16 protein-coding genes are annotated in these 17157 nt (G+C 69.9%); 4 read left to right on the forward strand and 12 right to left on the reverse strand.

Annotated features, from left to right (window positions below; genetic code table 11):
• Nucleotides 1-8 precede the first annotated feature (8 nt).
• Entirely contained in the window at nt 9-1511 is a 1503-nt protein-coding gene (guaB, locus tag ACQ3HB_RS11435) for an IMP dehydrogenase (RefSeq protein ID WP_430920180.1), read from the reverse strand.
• A gap of 280 nt (nt 1512-1791) precedes the next feature.
• Here guaB and ACQ3HB_RS11440 point away from each other — a divergent pair, with 280 nt between their 5' ends.
• Nucleotides 1792-3033, forward strand: coding sequence for an MFS transporter (locus ACQ3HB_RS11440; protein ID WP_430920181.1), 1242 nt, complete (start codon nt 1792-1794; stop codon nt 3031-3033).
• Here ACQ3HB_RS11440 and rarD read toward each other — a convergent pair.
• Nucleotides 2990-3904: an EamA family transporter RarD gene (rarD, locus tag ACQ3HB_RS11445; RefSeq protein ID WP_430920278.1), complete on the reverse strand. Its 915-nt coding sequence runs from the start codon at nt 3902-3904 to the stop codon at nt 2990-2992. The genes ACQ3HB_RS11440 and rarD overlap by 44 nt on opposite strands.
• Before the next feature lie 158 nt (nt 3905-4062).
• Nucleotides 4063-4359: a co-chaperone GroES gene (groES, locus tag ACQ3HB_RS11450; protein WP_108595970.1), complete on the reverse strand. Its 297-nt coding sequence runs from the start codon at nt 4357-4359 to the stop codon at nt 4063-4065.
• Nucleotides 4360-4516: 157 nt separating this feature from the next.
• Between groES and ACQ3HB_RS11455 the strand changes: the two genes are divergently transcribed.
• Nucleotides 4517-5707 carry a class I SAM-dependent methyltransferase gene (locus tag ACQ3HB_RS11455; protein ID WP_430920182.1) on the forward strand — a complete coding sequence of 397 codons (1191 nt, stop codon included), beginning with the start codon at nt 4517-4519 and terminating at the stop codon, nt 5705-5707.
• Between the two features lie 35 nt (nt 5708-5742).
• Here ACQ3HB_RS11455 and ACQ3HB_RS11460 read toward each other — a convergent pair whose 3' ends face one another.
• The 9 genes from ACQ3HB_RS11460 to ACQ3HB_RS11500 all read right to left on the reverse strand — a co-directional run bounded on the left by ACQ3HB_RS11460 (nt 5743) and on the right by ACQ3HB_RS11500 (nt 14220).
• Entirely contained in the window at nt 5743-6399 is a 657-nt protein-coding gene (locus tag ACQ3HB_RS11460) for a DUF4190 domain-containing protein (RefSeq protein WP_430920183.1), read from the reverse strand.
• Nucleotides 6400-6525: 126 nt separating this feature from the next.
• A complete protein-coding gene (gene tsaD / locus ACQ3HB_RS11465) occupies nt 6526-7584 on the reverse strand; it encodes a tRNA (adenosine(37)-N6)-threonylcarbamoyltransferase complex transferase subunit TsaD (protein WP_430920184.1) in 1059 nt (352 codons plus the stop codon).
• Nucleotides 7581-8162: a ribosomal protein S18-alanine N-acetyltransferase gene (gene rimI / locus ACQ3HB_RS11470; protein WP_430920185.1), complete on the reverse strand. Its 582-nt coding sequence runs from the start codon at nt 8160-8162 to the stop codon at nt 7581-7583. The genes tsaD and rimI overlap by 4 nt, the downstream gene beginning before the upstream one ends.
• On the reverse strand, nt 8159-8776 hold the full coding sequence (tsaB, locus tag ACQ3HB_RS11475) for a tRNA (adenosine(37)-N6)-threonylcarbamoyltransferase complex dimerization subunit type 1 TsaB (RefSeq protein WP_430920186.1): 618 nt from the start codon (nt 8774-8776) through the stop codon (nt 8159-8161). Before tsaB ends, rimI begins: the two co-directional genes overlap by 4 nt.
• 10 nt (nt 8777-8786) lie before the next feature.
• On the reverse strand, nt 8787-9266 hold the full coding sequence (gene tsaE / locus ACQ3HB_RS11480; protein ID WP_430920187.1) for a tRNA (adenosine(37)-N6)-threonylcarbamoyltransferase complex ATPase subunit type 1 TsaE: 480 nt from the start codon (nt 9264-9266) through the stop codon (nt 8787-8789).
• The gene (alr, locus tag ACQ3HB_RS11485; RefSeq protein ID WP_430920188.1) at nt 9263-10456 is read right to left on the reverse strand and encodes an alanine racemase; all 1194 of its coding nucleotides are present in this window, start codon (nt 10454-10456) and stop codon (nt 9263-9265) included. The genes tsaE and alr overlap by 4 nt, the downstream gene beginning before the upstream one ends.
• Nucleotides 10453-10812: a holo-ACP synthase gene (locus tag ACQ3HB_RS11490; RefSeq protein ID WP_430920189.1), complete on the reverse strand. Its 360-nt coding sequence runs from the start codon at nt 10810-10812 to the stop codon at nt 10453-10455. The genes alr and ACQ3HB_RS11490 overlap by 4 nt, the downstream gene beginning before the upstream one ends.
• A 73-nt stretch (nt 10813-10885) precedes the next feature.
• Nucleotides 10886-12733, reverse strand: a complete 1848-nt coding sequence (glmS, locus tag ACQ3HB_RS11495; protein ID WP_430920190.1) for a glutamine--fructose-6-phosphate transaminase (isomerizing) — start codon at nt 12731-12733, stop codon at nt 10886-10888.
• 50 nt (nt 12734-12783) lie between these two features.
• Entirely contained in the window at nt 12784-14220 is a 1437-nt protein-coding gene (locus ACQ3HB_RS11500; protein WP_430920192.1) for a PucR family transcriptional regulator, read from the reverse strand.
• A 169-nt stretch (nt 14221-14389) separates the two neighbouring features.
• On the opposite strand from ACQ3HB_RS11500, the gene ACQ3HB_RS11505 reads away from it, so the two are divergent.
• Both ACQ3HB_RS11505 and ACQ3HB_RS11510 read left to right on the forward strand, forming a co-directional pair.
• Entirely contained in the window at nt 14390-15487 is a 1098-nt protein-coding gene (locus ACQ3HB_RS11505; protein WP_430920193.1) for an alcohol dehydrogenase catalytic domain-containing protein, read from the forward strand.
• Between the two features lie 288 nt (nt 15488-15775).
• The gene (locus tag ACQ3HB_RS11510; RefSeq protein WP_430920279.1) at nt 15776-17149 is read left to right on the forward strand and encodes an APC family permease; all 1374 of its coding nucleotides are present in this window, start codon (nt 15776-15778) and stop codon (nt 17147-17149) included.
• Nucleotides 17150-17157: the final 8 nt, after the last annotated feature.

Raw genomic sequence — 17157 nt, forward strand, 5'->3', positions numbered from 1 at the left:
GGGGCCGACTACTTGCGGTAGTTGGGCGCCTCGACCATGAGCTGGACGTCGTGCGGGTGCGATTCCTTGAGGCCTGCAGGCGTGATGCGGACGAACTTGCCCTTCGCCTTCAGCTCGGGGACCGTGCGTGCGCCGACGTAGAACATCGTCTGTCGGAGGCCGCCGATGAGCTGGTACGCGACGGCGGAGACCGGCCCGCGGTAGGGGACCTGCCCTTCGATGCCCTCGGGGATGAGCTTGTCGTCGGTGGGGACGTCCGCCTGGAAGTAGCGGTCCTTGGAGTAGGACGTCTTCTTGCCACGCGTCTGGAGTGCACCGAGCGATCCCATGCCGCGGTAGTTCTTGAACTGCTTGCCGCCGACGAAGACGAGGTCGCCGGGGCTCTCGTCGGTTCCGGCGAGGAGCGAGCCGAGCATCACGGTGTCCGCTCCGGCGACGAGGGCCTTGGCGATGTCGCCCGAGTACTGCAGGCCGCCGTCGGCGATGAGTGGAACGCCTGCTTCACGTGCGGCGAGCGATGCTTCGTAGACGGCCGTGACCTGCGGGACGCCGACACCGGCGACGACGCGCGTGGTGCAGATGGATCCCGGTCCGACGCCGACCTTGATGGCGTCGGCGCCTGCGTCGATGAGCGCCTGCGCGCCGGAGCGCGTGGCGACGTTGCCGCCGATGATGTCGACGTTCGCGAACGCGGGGTCGGCCTTGAGCTTGCGGATGATCTCGAGCACACCGGCGCTGTCGCCGTTTGCAGTGTCGACGACGAGGACGTCGACCCCGGCGTCGAGAAGCGATCCTGCACGGCTCCATGCGTCGCCGAAGAAGCCGATGGCGGCACCGACTCGGAGTCGGCCGTCGTCGTCCTTCGTGGCGAGCGGGTACTTCTCGCTCTTGTCGAAGTCCTTGACCGTGATGAGGCCCTTGAGCTTGCCGGCTGCGTCGACGAGGGGGAGCTTCTCGATGCGGTGCTTCGCGAGGAGCGCCATGACCGTGTTGCGGTCCGTGCCGACGGGGGCCGTGATGAGGCCCGTGCTCGTCATGACGTCGCTGACCTTGGTCGTCGCCTTCTCGAAGGCCGACACGAAGCGCATGTCGCGGTTGGTGACGATGCCGACGAGGATGCCGTCGCCGTTCACGACGGGGAGGCCGGAGATGCGGAACTGGCCGCAGAGCTCGTCGACCTCGGCCACGGTCGCGTCCGGCGTCGTCGTGACGGGATTCGTGATCATGCCGGACTCGCTGCGCTTGACGCGGTCCACCTGGTCGGCCTGGTCGGCGATGGAGAGGTTGCGGTGGAGGACGCCGAGGCCGCCTTCGCGGGCCATGGCGATGGCCATGCGCGCTTCGGTGACGGTGTCCATGGCGCTCGAGAGGAGCGGCGTCGCCACCGTGATCCGTCTCGTCAGTCGTGACGAGGTGTCCGCCTCGCTGGGGATGACATCGGTGTGGCCGGGCAACAGCAACACGTCGTCATACGTGAGTCCTACGAAACCGAACGGATCAGGCTGGTCCATCTTTCCCTTTCATCAGCACGTCATCCGCTCGGGATGCCAAAAACACCGGAAGGGCGGACCGTTCCGGCGATATCTCCATGGTAACGGAGTGTGGCCCGCCCCTATTCCCACGTTCCTGGGAATCCTGCGGCGTCGCCGGGCGGGAGTGCGCTCGCGGCAGAACGCGCCGTGTCGCTAGTCTGGTGCGATGCTCACCGCTCGTGATTGATCGACGACGCGCTTCCCAGCCCGTCCGATCATCCGCGCGCCTCCACGGCGCCGAGCTTTCTGGAGCCCTTCCATGCCGACCGTCCGGTCAGCACGTTACGTCGACGTGCTCGCACTCCCCCACGCCCTGCCGACCTTCGGGAGCGCCCTCGTCGCGCGTTCCGCCTACGCCATCGTCATCCTCCCGCTCATCTTCGCCGTGCAGGCGAGCACGGGGTCCGCCGCCACGGCCGGCCTCGCCGTCGGCGTCTACGGCGCTGGCGCGGCGTTCCTCGCCCCGCTCCGCGCCCGCATCATCGACCGCTACGGCAGGCCTCGCGTGCTCACCGTGCTCGCGGTGGTCTTCGGCGCGATGCTCGCCTCGCTCGCGGTGGCCGCCCTCCTCGATGCGAACGGCGCGATGTTCATCACGCTCGCCGCTCTCGCCGGCGCGTTCGCCCCACCGATCGGCCCGGCGATGCGCGTCGTCTGGTCGGAGCTGACCGGGGATCCAGCGACGCTCCGCACGGCGCTCAGCCTGGACGCGGTGCTCGAGGAGGTGCTGTACCTCATCGGCCCGGCCGCCGCAGGACTCGCCCTCACGATCATCGCCCCCGGCATCGCCCTCGTCGTGCCGGCCGTCCTCGTGGTCGTCGGGACCGTGGCGTTCGTGCTGTCCCCGGCGGTGCGGAGCACGCCCCCCGCTCCGACATCGACCGAGCGCACCGACTCGGCCCGGAAGACACGACGCCGATCGCTCCTCGCCGATGCCACGTACCTGGCCGTGCTCCTGCCGCCGCTCCTCGCCGGGATGGTCTCCGGGAACCTCACGATCTCGATGCCGGAACTGCTCACCGGCCCCTCCGCCCCCGTCTTCGTCGGCATCGCACTCGGCCTGTTCGCCGGAGGCAGCGCGGTCGGCGGACTCGTGTTCGGGGCGATCACGACGCCCGGCCCACCGCATCGGCAGCTCGTCGTGCTGACCGTGCTCCTCCTGGGAACGTCGACCGTGGTCGGCTTCGCGAGCGGTGCCGTGTGGATCTGCCTGGCGATCGTGATCGCCGGCTGCTGCTTCTCCCCCGTGATGGTCGTCGCGTACCTCGCTGCAGCCGGATTCGGCGGCGACGATCGCCGGACGGAGGCGACGACATGGGTCAACACCGCGCACAACGTCGGCGGCTCGGTCGGCACCGCTCTCGCCGGCCTGGTCATCCAAGTGTCCGGCGCCCAGGCGTCGTTCATCGTGACGGGCGCGATCGGCATCGTCGTCGTCATGGCGACGATGCTGCTCGTCAGAGCACGGGCGCCAGACGACGGGCACGCCGACCGGCGATGAGGAGGTCGACCGTGAGGATGGCGAGCGCGACCCAGACGAGACCGAATCCGAGCCACCGCTCCGGCGGCATCGGCTCGTGGAGGATCGCGACGCCGACGATGAACTGCAGGACGGGCGCGCAGTACTGCACGAAGCCCATCCAGATGAGCGGGAGGCGCCTCGCCGCAGAAGCGAAGAGGAGGAGCGGCACGGCCGTCACGACGCCGGCGCTCACGAGGAGTACCGTGTGCCAGACGCTCACCGTCCCGATCGTCAACCCGCCCATGACGCCGACGACGATCAGCTGGATGATCGCCACAGGGGTCAGCCAGACGGTCTCGATCGTCAGCCCGGAGACGGCATCGACCGATCCGCCGATGAGCTTCTTGAGGTAGCCGTAGAACCCGAAGGAGAAGGCGAGGACGAGTGCGATCCACGGCAGGCCCCCGTAGCCGATCGCGAGGACGAGCACGGCGAGCAGGCTCACCGAGACAGCGGCCCACTGCGCCGGGCGCAGGCGCTCGCGCAGGAAGAAGACGCCGAGGAAGACGGTCACGATCGGGTTGATGAAGTATCCGAGCGACGCCTCGACGACGTGACCCGTGAGCGCTGCGAAGACGTAGGTCAGCCAGTTGACGTAGATGAGCGCTCCGGCGGCGCCCATCGTGAACATGATCCGCGGCTGCCTGAGGAGCACGACGAGCTTCCGCCAGGTGCGCGTCGCTGTGATCAGGACGACGCAGAAGACGAGGGAGAAGAGCACCCGCCACGCCACGACCTCGAAGGCGCCGGCCGGTGCGAGCGCGATGAAGTACAGCGGAAGGAAGCCCCAGAGACCGTACGCGGCGAAGGCGTAGACGAGCCCGATGCGACTCTGCGATGCAGGTTTCATGCCGGTCGCCTCGGCTGTCGGAGCGGTCGTCGAGGCGGGGTCGGATGGAGTCTGCACTGTCCCCATCGTACGTGCGGGCCCGTCTCGGATCGCGCGGTTAACAGACACAACCCGGATGGTTTCCGCCATCCGGGTTGTGGTGTTGCAGAACTGAGTCCTTAGCGGACGACGACTGCGAGGACGTCGCGTGCGGAGAGGACGAGCAGGTCGTCGCCACCGAACTTGACCTCGGTGCCACCGTACTTGGAGTAGATCACCTTGTCGCCGACGGCGACGTCGAGGGGGACGCGGTTTCCGTTGTCGTCGATGCGGCCGGGGCCGACCGCCACAACTTCGCCCTCCTGGGGCTTCTCCTTGGCAGTGTCAGGGATGACCAGACCGGACGCGGTGGTCTGCTCTGCCTCGACCTGCTTGATGACGATGCGATCCTCGAGCGGCTTGATGGAGACCGACACGGTTGACCTCTTTCTTAAGACGAAGACGTGTTAGCACTCTCATTGTGAGAGCGCTAATTCCAGTCTAGGGATGTTCTGGCACTCACGCAATGCGAGTGCCAGCGCACGGCTGCTACCGTTGCCGGATGCACAGTGCACCCGCAGGAACGCGCTGACCGTGGAACGCAGCGAACTCGTCGAACTGCTGACCGCGGACGGTCTCCGACTGCTCGATTCCCTCCCACCGTACCCCTCGAAGGACGAAGCGGTGCGGCTCGTCGGCAGACTCCGCTCCGAAGGCCACTCCCCATCGCTCGTCGCAGCCGTCCTCACGCAGGCCAGACTCCGCTCGAAGGCCGCGGCGAAGTTCGGGCCGTTCGCCGAGCGGATGCTCTTCACGGAGGCCGGTCTGGAACAGGCGACGCGGCTCTCCGTCGCGGCTCTGCACGCCGGCCGATTCGCGCAGGCGGGTCTCCGCCGCGTCGCCGACCTCGGATGCGGCATCGGTGCGGACGCGATGGCCATGGCCTCCCTCGACCTCGAGGTGACCGCCGTCGAGATCGACGAGGTCACGGCCGCCATCACGAGCTACAACCTCGCCCCGTTCCCCACCGCGACCGTTCGCAACGAACCGGCCGAGGACGTCGACCTCAGCGGATTCGACGCCGTCTACTTCGACCCGGCCAGACGGACCGCCGGCCACGGCAACACGAGCCGCCTGACCGATGCAGCCGACTACACGCCGTCGCTCGACGTCGTGTGGGGCGCAGCGGAGATCCTACCGACGGGCGTCAAGCTCGGCCCCGGATTCGACCGCTCCCTCATTCCGCCGACGGCCGAGGCCCAGTGGGTGTCGGTCGACGGTCAACTCGTCGAGATGGGACTGTGGTTCGGCGTCCTCGCACGCCCCGGCATCCGTCGCTCGGCGCTGGTCCTCGGTGCCGACGGCAGCCACGAACTGCACGCTGAGGCCGACGTCGACGACGTCCCCGTGCGCCCGCTCGGCGAGTACGTCTTCGAACCGGACGGCACCGTCATCCGCGCCCGTCTCATCGGCATGCTCGCGGAACGGCTCGGCGCCGGGATGCTCGGCTCCGGCATCGCCTACCTCACGGGCGACGAGGCACCGTCCACCCCGTTCGCGACGGCGTTCCGTGTGCTCGAACGGCTTCCGATGGATGAGAAGACGCTCAAGCGCACGATGAAGGCGCGCGGCATCGGCGTCCTCGAGATCAAGAAGCGGGGCGTCGAGGTCGATCCGGCAGCGCTCCGTCGCCGGCTCGGGCTCAAGGGCCCGAACTCGGCGACCGTCATCCTCACACGGGTGGACGGCAAGCACACCGCGCTGCTTGTCGAGCGGGTCGCGTAGCCGCTCGCCGCGATGCCCTCACACGGATCACGGGCTCAGGTGGCCAGGTAGCCGATGATCGTGACGATGCTGTAGGTCAGCCAGCCGGCCGAGAGCGCCAACCCGATGAAGCCCGTGATGATGCCGGTGAGCGCGAATCCGCGACCGGCCGTCTCGCGCCGGCGGCTGATGAGGCCCAAGACGATCGCAGCGATCGAGAACGGGAATCCCCAGCCGACGAAGATCGAGATGACGAGGCCGATGATGCCCGTCACGAGCGCCCACACGGCGCGCGTCGAGGTCTGCGGCATCGGCCGGGCGCCCTGCCCCTGCGCATCGCCCTGGTACGGAGCGTATCCGCCCTGGCTCGGCGCTTGGTAGATCGCCGTCGGGACCGTCTGCAGATACGTGGGCTGCTGCTGGTAGGCGCCGGGCTGCTGGTACTGCTGCGGCTGAGCCGGCTGCTGGTAGCGCCCAGGCTCGACGGGCGGCTGGAACTGCCCGGACTGTTGCGGCTGGGGCTGGTACTGGGGCTGCGGGGGCGAGTACTGCTGAGGCTGCTGGAACTGCCCCGTCGGCTGCCCGTACTGCGGCGGGACCGGCTGCTGCGGCTCCGGCTGGGTGGGGGCAGGCGGCTGCTGCGGGGACGCGGGCGGCTGGGTCGGTTCGACGGGCGGCTGCGGCTGGCCGGGCGGAATCGTCGGATCGGTCATGAGGTCTCCCTTGCTCGAGCTCGGTGTGCGTCCGGCACGGGCAATCCTATGCGCTCAGCTCCGGAGGAGCCCCGTAGGAGCCCTGCGGGAGCCTCGAAAGCGACCCTCCCGAGCCGCCACCGTCGATCAGTGGACCTGGATCTCCGTGACGGGCAATGTCGAGTCCGCACCGAAGTCGAGCGAGGACGGCTCGTGGCCCGCCGCGATGAGTTGGGAGGCGAGCGCGGCGATCATCGCGCCGTTGTCGGTGCACAGGTGCAGGGGCGGGATGCGGAGGGCGATGCCGGCCTTCGCCGTGCGTTCCGCCGCGACCTCGCGGAGTCTCGCGTTCGCGATGACGCCGCCGCCGAGGAGCAGCCGGGGAACGCCGAGATCGGTGCACGCGGCGATCGCCTTCGTGATGAGAACGTCGACGACGGCTTCACGGAAGCTCGCGGCGACGTCGGCCGTCGGCACGGGCTCTCCTGCGTCCTCACGGGCTTCGACCCAGCGGGCGACCGCCGTCTTGAGGCCGGAGAAGGAGAAGTCGTAGCGGTGCGCAGGCATGTCCTTCGGGAGGCTGAGCCCACGTGGGAACCGGATGGCCTTGGGGTCGCCCGTCGCGGCGGCGCGATCGATCTGGGGTCCGCCGGGGTACGGCAGGCCGAGCACGCGCGCGACCTTGTCGAAGGCCTCGCCGGCGGCATCGTCGATCGTCTCGCCGAGCAGTTCGACGTCGGTCACGAGGTCGCGGACGAGGAGGAGGGAGGTGTGGCCGCCCGAGACGAGGAGCGCGACGGTCGGGTACTCGAAGGGGCCGTCGGCCGTGTCGAGGATGTCGGCGCCGACGTGTCCGACGAGGTGGTTGACGGCGTAGATCGGCTTGCCCAGCGAGACGGCGAGCGCTTTCGCGGCACCGACCCCGACCATGAGCGCACCGGAGAGCCCTGGACCGCTCGTGACCGCGATGGCGTCGAGCTCCTGCAGCGTCACTCCCGCTTCCGCGAGCGCCGCCGTGATCGCCGGCTCGAGGGCTTCGAGGTGCGCACGAGCGGCGACCTCGGGCACGACGCCGCCGTACCGGGCGTGCTCGTCCATGCTCGACGCGATCGTGTTGGAGAGGAGGGTCCGACCGCGGACGATGCCGATGCCCGTCTCGTCGCAGCTCGTCTCGATGCCGAGGACGAGCGGTTGGTCGCGATTCATGACAGGGGGTTCTCCGGGATCTCGGTGGGCTGAGGAGCTGCGGCGGGTTCGGCCCGACCGGGTTCGGCCAGCGCAGGCTCGGCCAGCGCAGGCTCGGCCAGCGCAGGCTCCGCGGGACGGACGGTCAGCCGCATCACGATCGCGTCGACGTCATCGGGCTGGTAGTAGCCCGGGCGGACCGCGATCTCCTCGAAGCCGAGGCTTCGGTAGAGGCCCTGCGCGACGGGGTTGTCCGCGCGCACTTCGAGGAAGACCTGCGTGACGCCCTGGCGACGGGCGCGATCGATGAGCGTCACCATGAGCAGTCGGCCGAGCCCACGACCCCGTGCAGCTTCGGAGACGGCGATCGTCTGGATGTCGCCGTCGTTCGAACGGGAGGGTGCGAAGAGGCCCGCGTACCCGTCGAGGACGGAACCGTCGCCGTCCGCGTCGGTCGCGACGAGGTACGTGCCGTGCGGTGAGAGGATCTCGGATCGCATCATCTCGTCGGACCAGGCGTCGGTCGTGAAGACGGTGCGTTCCATGTCCATGATGCGGTCGAGGTCGGCCTCGGTCGCGGTGCGGAGCAGCCAGGTCATCCCGTGACCCGCTTCTTCGGTGAGAGGGTGACGTCCGGTGAGCGCAGGTAGAGCGGCTCGTCGGAGGCGAACGGGTGTCCGCCGGCGCGGAGCAGTTCCGCCACGACGCCGAGCGAGGCTGCCGAGACGGTCTCCGCGTCGATGCGCAGGAGCTCCGGATGCGGCAGTTCGTCCGGCTTGCCGAGTCCTGGACCGTCGATGCGCACGGGCAGCCCAGAGGCGTCGAGCCCGGAGTAGGCGGTCCAGTAGCGTTCGCGACGACGTGCGTCGGTCACGACGAGCAGCGGCTCGCTCCGACCGTCGCGGTACTCGCTGAGCGCGATCGCATCGTGGCTGACGACCGGGAGGACCGGGAGTCCGGCGCCGATGGCGAAGGCGCGGGCCGCGGCGATGCCGATGCGCAGACCCGTGAACGGACCCGGCCCCATGCCGGCGACGACGCCGTCGAGCTCGGAGACCGCGACGCCCGCTTCCTGCAGGCAGTCGTGGATGAGCCGGCCGATGACCTCTGCGTGACGCATCGTGTCCGCCGACGAGCGTTCCGCGAGCACACCACGGACCGGGTCGGTGATGGCGACACTCGAACCCGCGGACGTATCGATGGCCAACAGCACGCCGACCAGCCTACCCGCGCCCGGTGATCGTGACGCGCCTCGTCTCGACGGGCTCCTCGCCCTCCGGCGTCGGGACGTGCTCGGTCCCCGCGCCCGTTGGCCGGTCGATGACGATCTCGGTCCAGTGGTCGACGACGCCGTCGAGCATGCCGGCGCCCCATTCGACGACGACGACCGAGCGTGCGAAGTCGATGTCGAGGTCGTCGAGTTCGAGTGCGGAGCCGAGGCGGTACGCGTCCACGTGCACGAGCGGTGGCCCGTCGACGAGGCTCGGGTGCGTCCTGGCGAGCACGAATGTGGGGCTGGTCACCGGCCCGCGGACGCCGAGCCCTTCGCCGATGCCGCGCGTGAGCGTCGTCTTGCCTGCGCCGAGCGCACCCGTCAGGACCAGGAGGTCGCCGGCGACGAGCGCACGGCCGATCTCGAGTCCCAGCTCGTGCATGGACTCCGGCGTACCGATGTCGACCGTTCGGTCCGCGAGACCGGTCATCGTCCCTCCCGCACGGTGCGCGTGACGCGTGGTCCGATGCGCGTGACGATCTCGTAGTTGATGGTTCCTGCGGCGTCCGCCCACTCCTCGACGGCGGGCACGCCCGTGGAGGGGTCGCCGAAGAGGATCGCGTCGTCGCCGACGTGCACCTCGTCGTCGCCGACGTCGACCACGAACTGGTCCATGGCGATGCGTCCGCACACCCGGTACCGGCGTCCGCCGATGACGACGGGACCTCGCCCGGAGGCGCTGCGCGGGATGCCGTCTGCGTAGCCGAGCGGAATGAGCGCGAGGGTGGTCGGCCGGTCGGTCCGGTAGGTGTAGTCGTAGGAGACGCCGGCGCCGGGCTCGACGCGGCGCACGGCGGCGACGGTCGCCCGGAGCGTCATCGCTGGTCGGAGCCCGAATGCCGCCGCGGTGCGTCCGGTCGACGGGTCCGCGGAGGCGTCCGGTTCGAACGGCGACAGGCCGTAGACGGCGATGCCGACGCGCACGGTGTCGTATCGGAGCGTCGGGAGGGCGAGGGCTGCGGCCGATGCCGCGAGGTGCGTGGTCTCCGGGGTGAGACCCGCGGCGCGCGCCGCGGCGACGCCCTGCTCGAAGCGCTGGGCGGCGTCGGCGTCATCGTCCGGCGAAGCGTTCGAGACGTGGCTGAAGACGCCGACGACGCGGATCAGACCGTCGCGCTCAGCCGCGACCGCCTCGGAGAAGAGGGCCGGCCACTGATCGGCGGAGGCCCCGTTCCGGCTGAGGCCGGTCTCGAGCTTGAACTGGACGTCGACGGGCCGTCCGGGCGCGGCGACGGCGCCGGCGGCGATCACGGCGCGCAGCTGTTCGACCGAGGACACCCCGAGCTCGATGCGAGCGGTGATCGCGGCGGCGAAGTCGGCGTCCGGTCCGTGCAGCCACGCCACGAGCGGTGCGTCGATGCCCGCAGCACGCAGGACGAGCGCCTCGCGGATGTCGGCGACGCCCAGGCGATCCGCTCCGGCCTCGACGGCGGCGCGCGCGACCGGAATCGCGCCGTGGCCGTACGCGTCGGCCTTCACGACGACGATGAGCTGCGGGGTCCCGGTCAGGCGACGGATCGTCCGCACGTTGTCGCGGATCGCATCGAGGTCGATGATGGCCTCGCGGGTCGGCTGCTGCGCGCCGGACCGCTGCGTTCCTGTCTGCTGCGTCTGCCTCATCGCGACTCCCCCTCAGCGACGACGAAGGCCACCGCGGCGCCGCCGTCGTGCGTCATCGACAGGTGGAGGCTCGTGATCCCGCGTGCCGCGACGACCTCGGCCGTCACCCCGGTCAGGTGGAAATCGGGGCTGCCCTCCGGACCGTTGACGACGGCCATCTCCTGCCAGCGCACGCCGTCGGACGAGCCGAGCGCTTTGATGAGCGCTTCCTTCGCGGCGAATCTGCCGGCGAGCGAACGCAACGGCAGCTCCCGTTCGACCGGGACGAACAGGCGCTCGCGGAGACCGGGGGTCCTCGTGACCGCGCGTTCGAATCTGGCGAGGTCCACGAGGTCCACGCCGATGCCGATGATCATGCTTCTACTCTACGGCGAGGCGCACGGCCGACCGGTCCGCCACATCGGGACCGGTGGACTGCCTCGCCACGCCCTATTCGACCGTGACGGACTTCGCGAGGTTGCGCGGCTGATCGACGTCGAGCCCCTTCGCCGTCGCGAGTTCCATCGCGAAGATGTGGAGCGGGATGACGGCGAGCATGGGCTCGAAGAGCGGCGCGGCGAGCGGGATCTGGATGACCTCGTCCGCAAACGGGAGGACTGCTGCATCGCCCTGTTCCGCGATCGCGATGATGCGAGCGCCGCGGGCACGGATCTCCTGGATGTTGGAGACGACCTTCGGGTGCAGGACGGCGGAGCCGCGCGGGCTCGGGACGACGACGAAGACGGGCTGGCCAGGCTCGATGAGCGCGATCGGACCGTGCTTGAGCTCGCCGCCCGCGAAGCCCTCCGCGTGGATGTAGGCGAGTTCCTTGAGCTTGAGCGCGCCCTCGAGCGCGATCGGGTAGCCGACGTGACGACCGAGGAACAGGACGGCGCGCGTGTCGGCCATCCAGTGCGCGAGCTGGGCGATCTTCTCGGACGCGCCGAGGATGCTGGCGATCTTGTCCGGGATGCCGTTCAGCTCGGCCACCTGCTCGGCGAGGACCGCCGGCTCCTGCGCGCCGCGCACGCGGGCGAGGTGCAGGGCGAAGAGGTAGATGGCGGCGACCTGCGCGACGAACGCCTTGGTCGAGGCGACCGCGACCTCCGGGCCGGCGTGCGTGTAGACGACGGCGTCGGACTCCCGCGGGATCGTGGCGCCCTGCGTGTTGCAGATGGAGAGCGTCTTCGCGCCGGCCTCGCGGGCGTAGCGGACGGCCATGAGCGTGTCCATGGTCTCGCCCGACTGGCTGATCGAGACGATGAGCGTCTTGGCGTCGATCACGGGGTCGCGGTAGCGGAACTCGTGGCTGAGTTCGACAGACACGGGGATGCCGGCCCACTTCTCGATCGCGTAGGTGCCGACGAGACCGGAGTACGCGGCCGTGCCGCAGCCGATGATGACGATGCGGTTGATCTCGCTGAAGAGCTCGTCGAGGCCGCTCAGTTCCGGGATGACGACCTGGCCGTCGGCGATGCGGCCGCGCAGGGTGTTGGCGACGGCGTCGGGCTCTTCGCTGATCTCCTTGGCCATGAAGCTCGACCAGCCGCCCTTCTCGGCGGCGGAGGCGTCCCACTGCACGTCGAAGGCCTCGGTCTCGACGGGCTGGCCGAAGAAGTCGGTGACGGTGACCTGGTTCGGGGTGATCGTGACGATCTGGTCCTGGCCGATGGCGACGGCACGGCGCGTGAACTGCACGAACGCGGCGACGTCGGAGCCGAGGAAGTTCTCACCGTCGCCGAGCCCGATGACGAGCGGCGAGTTGCGGCGGGCGCCGACGACGACGCCGGGGAGGTCCTGGTGCATGGCGAGGAGGGTGAAGGCGCCGTCGAGGCGGCTGACGACCCGGCGGAACGCCTCCGCGAGGTCGCCCGTGGCGCGGTACTCTCGGCCGATGAGGGCTGCGGCGACCTCGGTGTCGGTCTCGCTCTCGAAGGTGAAGCCGTCCGCGAGGAGTTCGGCCCGCAGATCGGCGAAGTTCTCGATGATGCCGTTGTGGATGAGGGCGAGCTTGCCGTCGTCACCGAGGTGGGGGTGCGCGTTGCGGTCGGTGGGTCCGCCGTGGGTCGCCCAGCGGGTGTGGCCGATGCCGGTCGAGCCGCTCGCGATGGGGTTCGCGTCGAGGTCGTCCGTGAGCTTGACGAGTTTGCCGGCGCGCTTGCGGGTGTGCAGTTCGCCGTTCGCGTCGAGCACGGCGATGCCCGCCGAGTCGTACCCGCGGTACTCGAGCCGCTTCAGTCCACCGAGCAAGACGTCGACCGTCTTGTCGTCTCCGACGTAACCCACGATTCCACACATAGGAACGAGCATAACCGCGCGGTTTTGGGAGGACGCCGCACGAAATCGGCTCAGCGCTCGAGTGCTCGCAGGCCCAGCCAGGCGGCCGTGCGGTCGTCCGGATCCCCCATCGAGAGCCCGGTCAGCTCTTCGATGCGTTCCATCCGCGTGCGGAGCGTCTGACGGTGGATCCCGAGGCGCTCGGCGGTCACACCCCACGAGCCGTCCTCAATGAGGTAGCGGCGCAGCGTCTCGGTCAGCTCCCCGTGTCGACCGTCTCCGTCTCGGAGGCCGTCGAGCACGGTCGCGAGCTGGTCGGCTGCGGCCGGGTCGAGACGGTCGAACACGTAGCTGACCGTCGGCAGGGCGCGGTACCTGGCGAGCACGCGGCCGTCGGTCGCCGCGACCTCGTGCGCCTGCGCCGCCTCCCGTGCCGTCCGGGCGAGGGCGTCGAGCGAGGCGCTTCCGCCGAGGCCGCATCGGACGGGGACGGGTGCGGTCTGATCGAACGCCTCGATGCGGTCCACGAGCGCGTCGACCCGGTCGTCGCGGATGAAGCCGAGCACCTGCCCGTGCCTGACCGTCATGATCTGCTCGCAGTCCAGCTCGTCGAACCACCGGCTGGCGATCTGCTCGACGTCGACGGTCTTCGATCGGGATGAGAGGACGAACGCCGTGAGCTCGGTCTCCCGCACACCCCAGCGCAGCAGGAGGGAGCGGACCTCGACGGGGTCGCCGGAGAGCAGCGCGTCGATCATGACCTCGCGGCCGAGCCGTTCCGTCACCGTGTGGTCGTGCGTGCGGAGGATGAGGTCGAGGAGCGCCGCGGCCTGGGAGGCGAGGGAACGACTCCGGCTGAGCGATCCTTCGCGGGACGAGATCACGAGGTGGGCCGCGAGGTCCTCGCCGAGGCCGATGGGGTGCACCTGCAGACCCGGGTGGCGCACGCGCACGGGACGCTGGAACGCGACGGCGACCGCGTCCTGCACGTGGAGGCCTCCGGCACCGGCGCTCGCGATCGTCTGCCCGTGGCTGTCGAGGAGAACCGCCCACCCGTCGATGCGCTGCGCGAGCTCGGCGACGACCGCTCCCACCCCGCCGCGCCTGGCGACCTGGGTCAGCACACGCGTCCCGCTCGCGACGAGTCGGTCCTCGGCTGCCTGATCGTTCGCGAGGAGCGCGACGAGCGTCGGCAGGAGCACGGCGGGGTCCGCGTCGCAGCACAGCACGGTCGTGCCGGATGCCGCGAGTCGTCGACGTTGACCCTCGGAGGCCGGACCGACGACGAGGGCGGCACCCGTGAGGGACGCCTTGTGCCCCGGTCCGTCGGCGAGCGCGCTCACTGCGGTCGCCGCATCGGCCACGACGACCGTGACGAAGTCGGGGTGGGCGAGCACCGTGAAGTCGACGAGCCGCACGGCCTGGTCGATCTGCGCCGTCGTCGCCACGGCGCCGGGCAAGAGTTCGGCACCGAGCGCTCGGACGACGGATGCGAGGTCGCGACTCATGAGACGAGTGTACGAGATGGCGAAAGATGCGTGGCCATTCACACAAATTCACAGTGCCATCGTGCACCCGGCTCCTTACCATCGTCTCAGCCGTCCCGATCGTCACCATCGTCACCGATCGTCACCGATCGTCACCATCGTCCCGCCCGACCAGCCCGAGAGGAACCCCATGAAGGCCGTCGTCTTCCGCACACCCAACGAACCCATCGAGGTCGTCGACGTCGACCTCGCGAGCCCGAAGGCGGGCGAGGTCCGCGTCAAGATCGCCGCGGCCGGCGTCTGCCACTCCGACCTGCACGTCAAGCGCGGAGAATGGGATGCGGCAGTCCCGCTCGTGATGGGACACGAGGGTTCCGGCGTCGTCGTCGAACTCGGCGAAGGCGTCACCTCGCTCTCCGTCGGCGACCACGTCGTCCTCTCCTGGGTCCCGCCGTGCGGCGAGTGCCGGTACTGCCGCTCCGGCCACGAGGCCCGCTGCCAGAAGGTCGCGACCGTGGTCGCCCCGCTCGGCGTCCTCTTCGACGGCACCTCGCGCCTCTCGACGAACGGCGAGCCGCTGCACCACTACCTCGGCGTCTCCTCCTTCGCGGAAGAGGTCGTCGTGCCGGCGTCCGGCGCCATCAAGGTCCGTGACGACGCCCCCCTCGACGTCGTCGCCCTCGTCGGCTGCGCCGTCGCAACGGGCGTCGGCGCCGTCCTCAACACGGCGGCCGTCGAACCCGGGTCCACGGTCGTCGTGATCGGCTGCGGCGGCGTCGGCCTCAACGTCGTCCAGGGCGCGAAGCTCGCCGGCGCCGAACGGATCATCGCCGTCGACGTCCGCGACGACAAGACCGCACTCGCCGTCCAGTTCGGCGCGACCGACCGCATCGATGCGTCGAAGACCGATGCCGTGAAGGCGCTCTTCGAGATGCTGCCGGACGGCGCCGACTACGCGTTCGACGCCATCGGCCGCACGACCACCACGGAGCAGGCCATCCAGATGCTCGGGCTCGGCGGCGCCGCGGTCATCGTCGGCCTCCCACCGACCGGCGCGAAGGCGTCCTTCGAACCGCTCGTCCTCGCCGAAGCCGACCAGCGCATCCTCGGCTCGAACTATGGAAGCGTCCGGCCGTCCATCGACATCCCCGCTCTCGTCGACCGCTACATGGACGGGCAGCTCATGCTCGACCCGCTCGTCTCCTCGCGCCGGCCCCTCGCGGAGGCGGCGGCGGCGTTCGACGACCTGCAGTCCGGCAACGCGCTCCGCACGCTGCTCATCCCCTGAGCCGCTGCTCATCCCCTGAGCCGCACCCCAGACCCGGCGGGGGCGTTTCGATCCCCAGGAACGTCTCCGCCGACCCAAGCACCACCAGCACCACCAGCACCACCACCAGCACCCCGCGACACCCCGCAGCAGTACCCCGCACACCCCACCCGTTCGGCCCCACCGCCCGTCCCGACCCGACCCGACTCATAGGAGAGCCTGCACATGTCCTCACGCACCGCATCACCTCCGTCCGGACCAGCTTCCGGCCAGTCCTCCCCCGCCGACGCCGGGCTCCGCCGCGGCGTCATGAGCGGGCCGGAGCTCGCAGCGCAGGCCATCGCGAACATCGCCCCGAGCGCCGTCATCGCCTTCACCGCCGCCGCGATCTACCTCGGCGCCGGCAACGGCACGATCCTCTCGTTCGTCCTCGCCACGATCGTGATCCTGAGCGTCGGCTACTGCGTCGCGGTCTTCGCGAAGCGCCACGCCTCCGCCGGCTCCCTCTACACCTACGTCGCGAAGGGCCTCGGACCGTTCGGCGCCTACCTCGCGGGCGTCACCCTCCTCATCGGCTGTTGGGGCATCGCCGCAGGCTCCCTCGGCGGCGCGGTGTCCTACTTCAACCAGTTCCTCGTCCTGATCGGCCTTCCGGTCGGCGGGCCCGTCTCCTACGCGATCATCGCCATCGTCGTCGGGGGCCTCGCCACGCTCTTCACCATCCGCGGCATCCGTCTCTCCGCCCGCGTCTCCCTCGTCCTCGAGCTCGTCTCCATCACGATCATCATGGTCCTGCTCGTCCTCGCCCTCGTCTGGGCCGGACCGCGGGCCTGGGACCCATCGCAGTTCAGCCTCGAAGGCGTGCCGCTCCAGGGCGTCGCCGCCGGCATGGTCCTCGGCATCCTCGGGTTCGTCGGCTTCTCCTCGGCGGACGCACTCGGCCGCGAGGCGAAGAACCCGTACGTCGCGATCCCCCGCGCCATCATGTGGAGCGCCGTGACCGTCGGCTTCCTCTACGTCTTCGCCGCCTACACGCAGGTCGTCGTCCTCGGCGCCGGCCTCGGCGAGAGCGCGAGCCCCCTCGAGGAGATCGCGACCACGATCGGCATGCCGGCCTGGTTCGCCCCCGTCCTCACCTTCGGCGTCGGCGCCTCGTTCTTCGCCGTCGTCGTCGCGCCGCTCAACGTCGTGGGCCGCATCGTCTACGTCATGGGCAAGGAGGGCGTCGTTGCCGAGCGCTTCGGCCGCACCCACGATCGCCACCTCACCCCGCACCGCGTGCTGCTCGTCGCCGGGCCCGCCGCCATCCTCCTCGACGTCATCATGATCGCGTCCGGCGTCGACCCGATGAACATCGTCGTGTGGGTCGACACGTACGGCACGTACGGCTACATGGTCGCGTATGCGCTCGTCGCGATCGCCTGCGTCGTCTACACCCGCCGCGAGGGCATGCGGAACGGCCTCGTCTGGGTGTGCGCCGTCATCGCCGTCCTCAGCATGGCGTACGTGTTCTTCGCGAACGTCGTGCCCGTTCCGGCGTTCCCGCTCAACGTCATCCCGTACCTGTTCCTCGCCACCCTCGCGGTCGCGATCGGCTGGTACGTGTACCTCGCGAAGCGTCGCCCAGAGGTCATCCGGAACATCGGCAACACCGAGACCGACATCCTCGAGGGCGTCGGCTGATCAACGCA

The organism is Plantibacter lichenum (assembly GCF_050587525.1).
Lineage (GTDB): Bacteria > Actinomycetota > Actinomycetes > Actinomycetales > Microbacteriaceae > Plantibacter.

Bases quoted from the DNA above. Each gene is read 5' to 3' on its own strand.
- guaB (WP_430920180.1), bottom strand. From the start codon at position 1,511: ATGGACCAGCCTGATCCGTTCGGTTTCGTAGGACTCACGTATGACGAC.
- ACQ3HB_RS11440 (WP_430920181.1), top strand. From the start codon at position 1,792: ATGCCGACCGTCCGGTCAGCACGTTACGTCGACGTGCTCGCACTCCCC.
- rarD (WP_430920278.1), bottom strand. From the start codon at position 3,904: ATGAAACCTGCATCGCAGAGTCGCATCGGGCTCGTCTACGCCTTCGCC.
- ACQ3HB_RS11460 (WP_430920183.1), bottom strand. From the start codon at position 6,399: ATGACCGATCCGACGATTCCGCCCGGCCAGCCGCAGCCGCCCGTCGAA.
- tsaD (WP_430920184.1), bottom strand. From the start codon at position 7,584: ATGAATCGCGACCAACCGCTCGTCCTCGGCATCGAGACGAGCTGCGAC.
- rimI (WP_430920185.1), bottom strand. From the start codon at position 8,162: ATGACCTGGCTGCTCCGCACCGCGACCGAGGCCGACCTCGACCGCATC.
- tsaE (WP_430920187.1), bottom strand. From the start codon at position 9,266: ATGACCGGTCTCGCGGACCGAACGGTCGACATCGGTACGCCGGAGTCC.
- alr (WP_430920188.1), bottom strand. From the start codon at position 10,456: ATGAGGCAGACGCAGCAGACAGGAACGCAGCGGTCCGGCGCGCAGCAG.
- ACQ3HB_RS11490 (WP_430920189.1), bottom strand. From the start codon at position 10,812: ATGATCATCGGCATCGGCGTGGACCTCGTGGACCTCGCCAGATTCGAA.
- glmS (WP_430920190.1), bottom strand. From the start codon at position 12,733: ATGTGTGGAATCGTGGGTTACGTCGGAGACGACAAGACGGTCGACGTC.
- ACQ3HB_RS11500 (WP_430920192.1), bottom strand. From the start codon at position 14,220: ATGAGTCGCGACCTCGCATCCGTCGTCCGAGCGCTCGGTGCCGAACTC.
- ACQ3HB_RS11505 (WP_430920193.1), top strand. From the start codon at position 14,390: ATGAAGGCCGTCGTCTTCCGCACACCCAACGAACCCATCGAGGTCGTC.
- ACQ3HB_RS11510 (WP_430920279.1), top strand. From the start codon at position 15,776: ATGAGCGGGCCGGAGCTCGCAGCGCAGGCCATCGCGAACATCGCCCCG.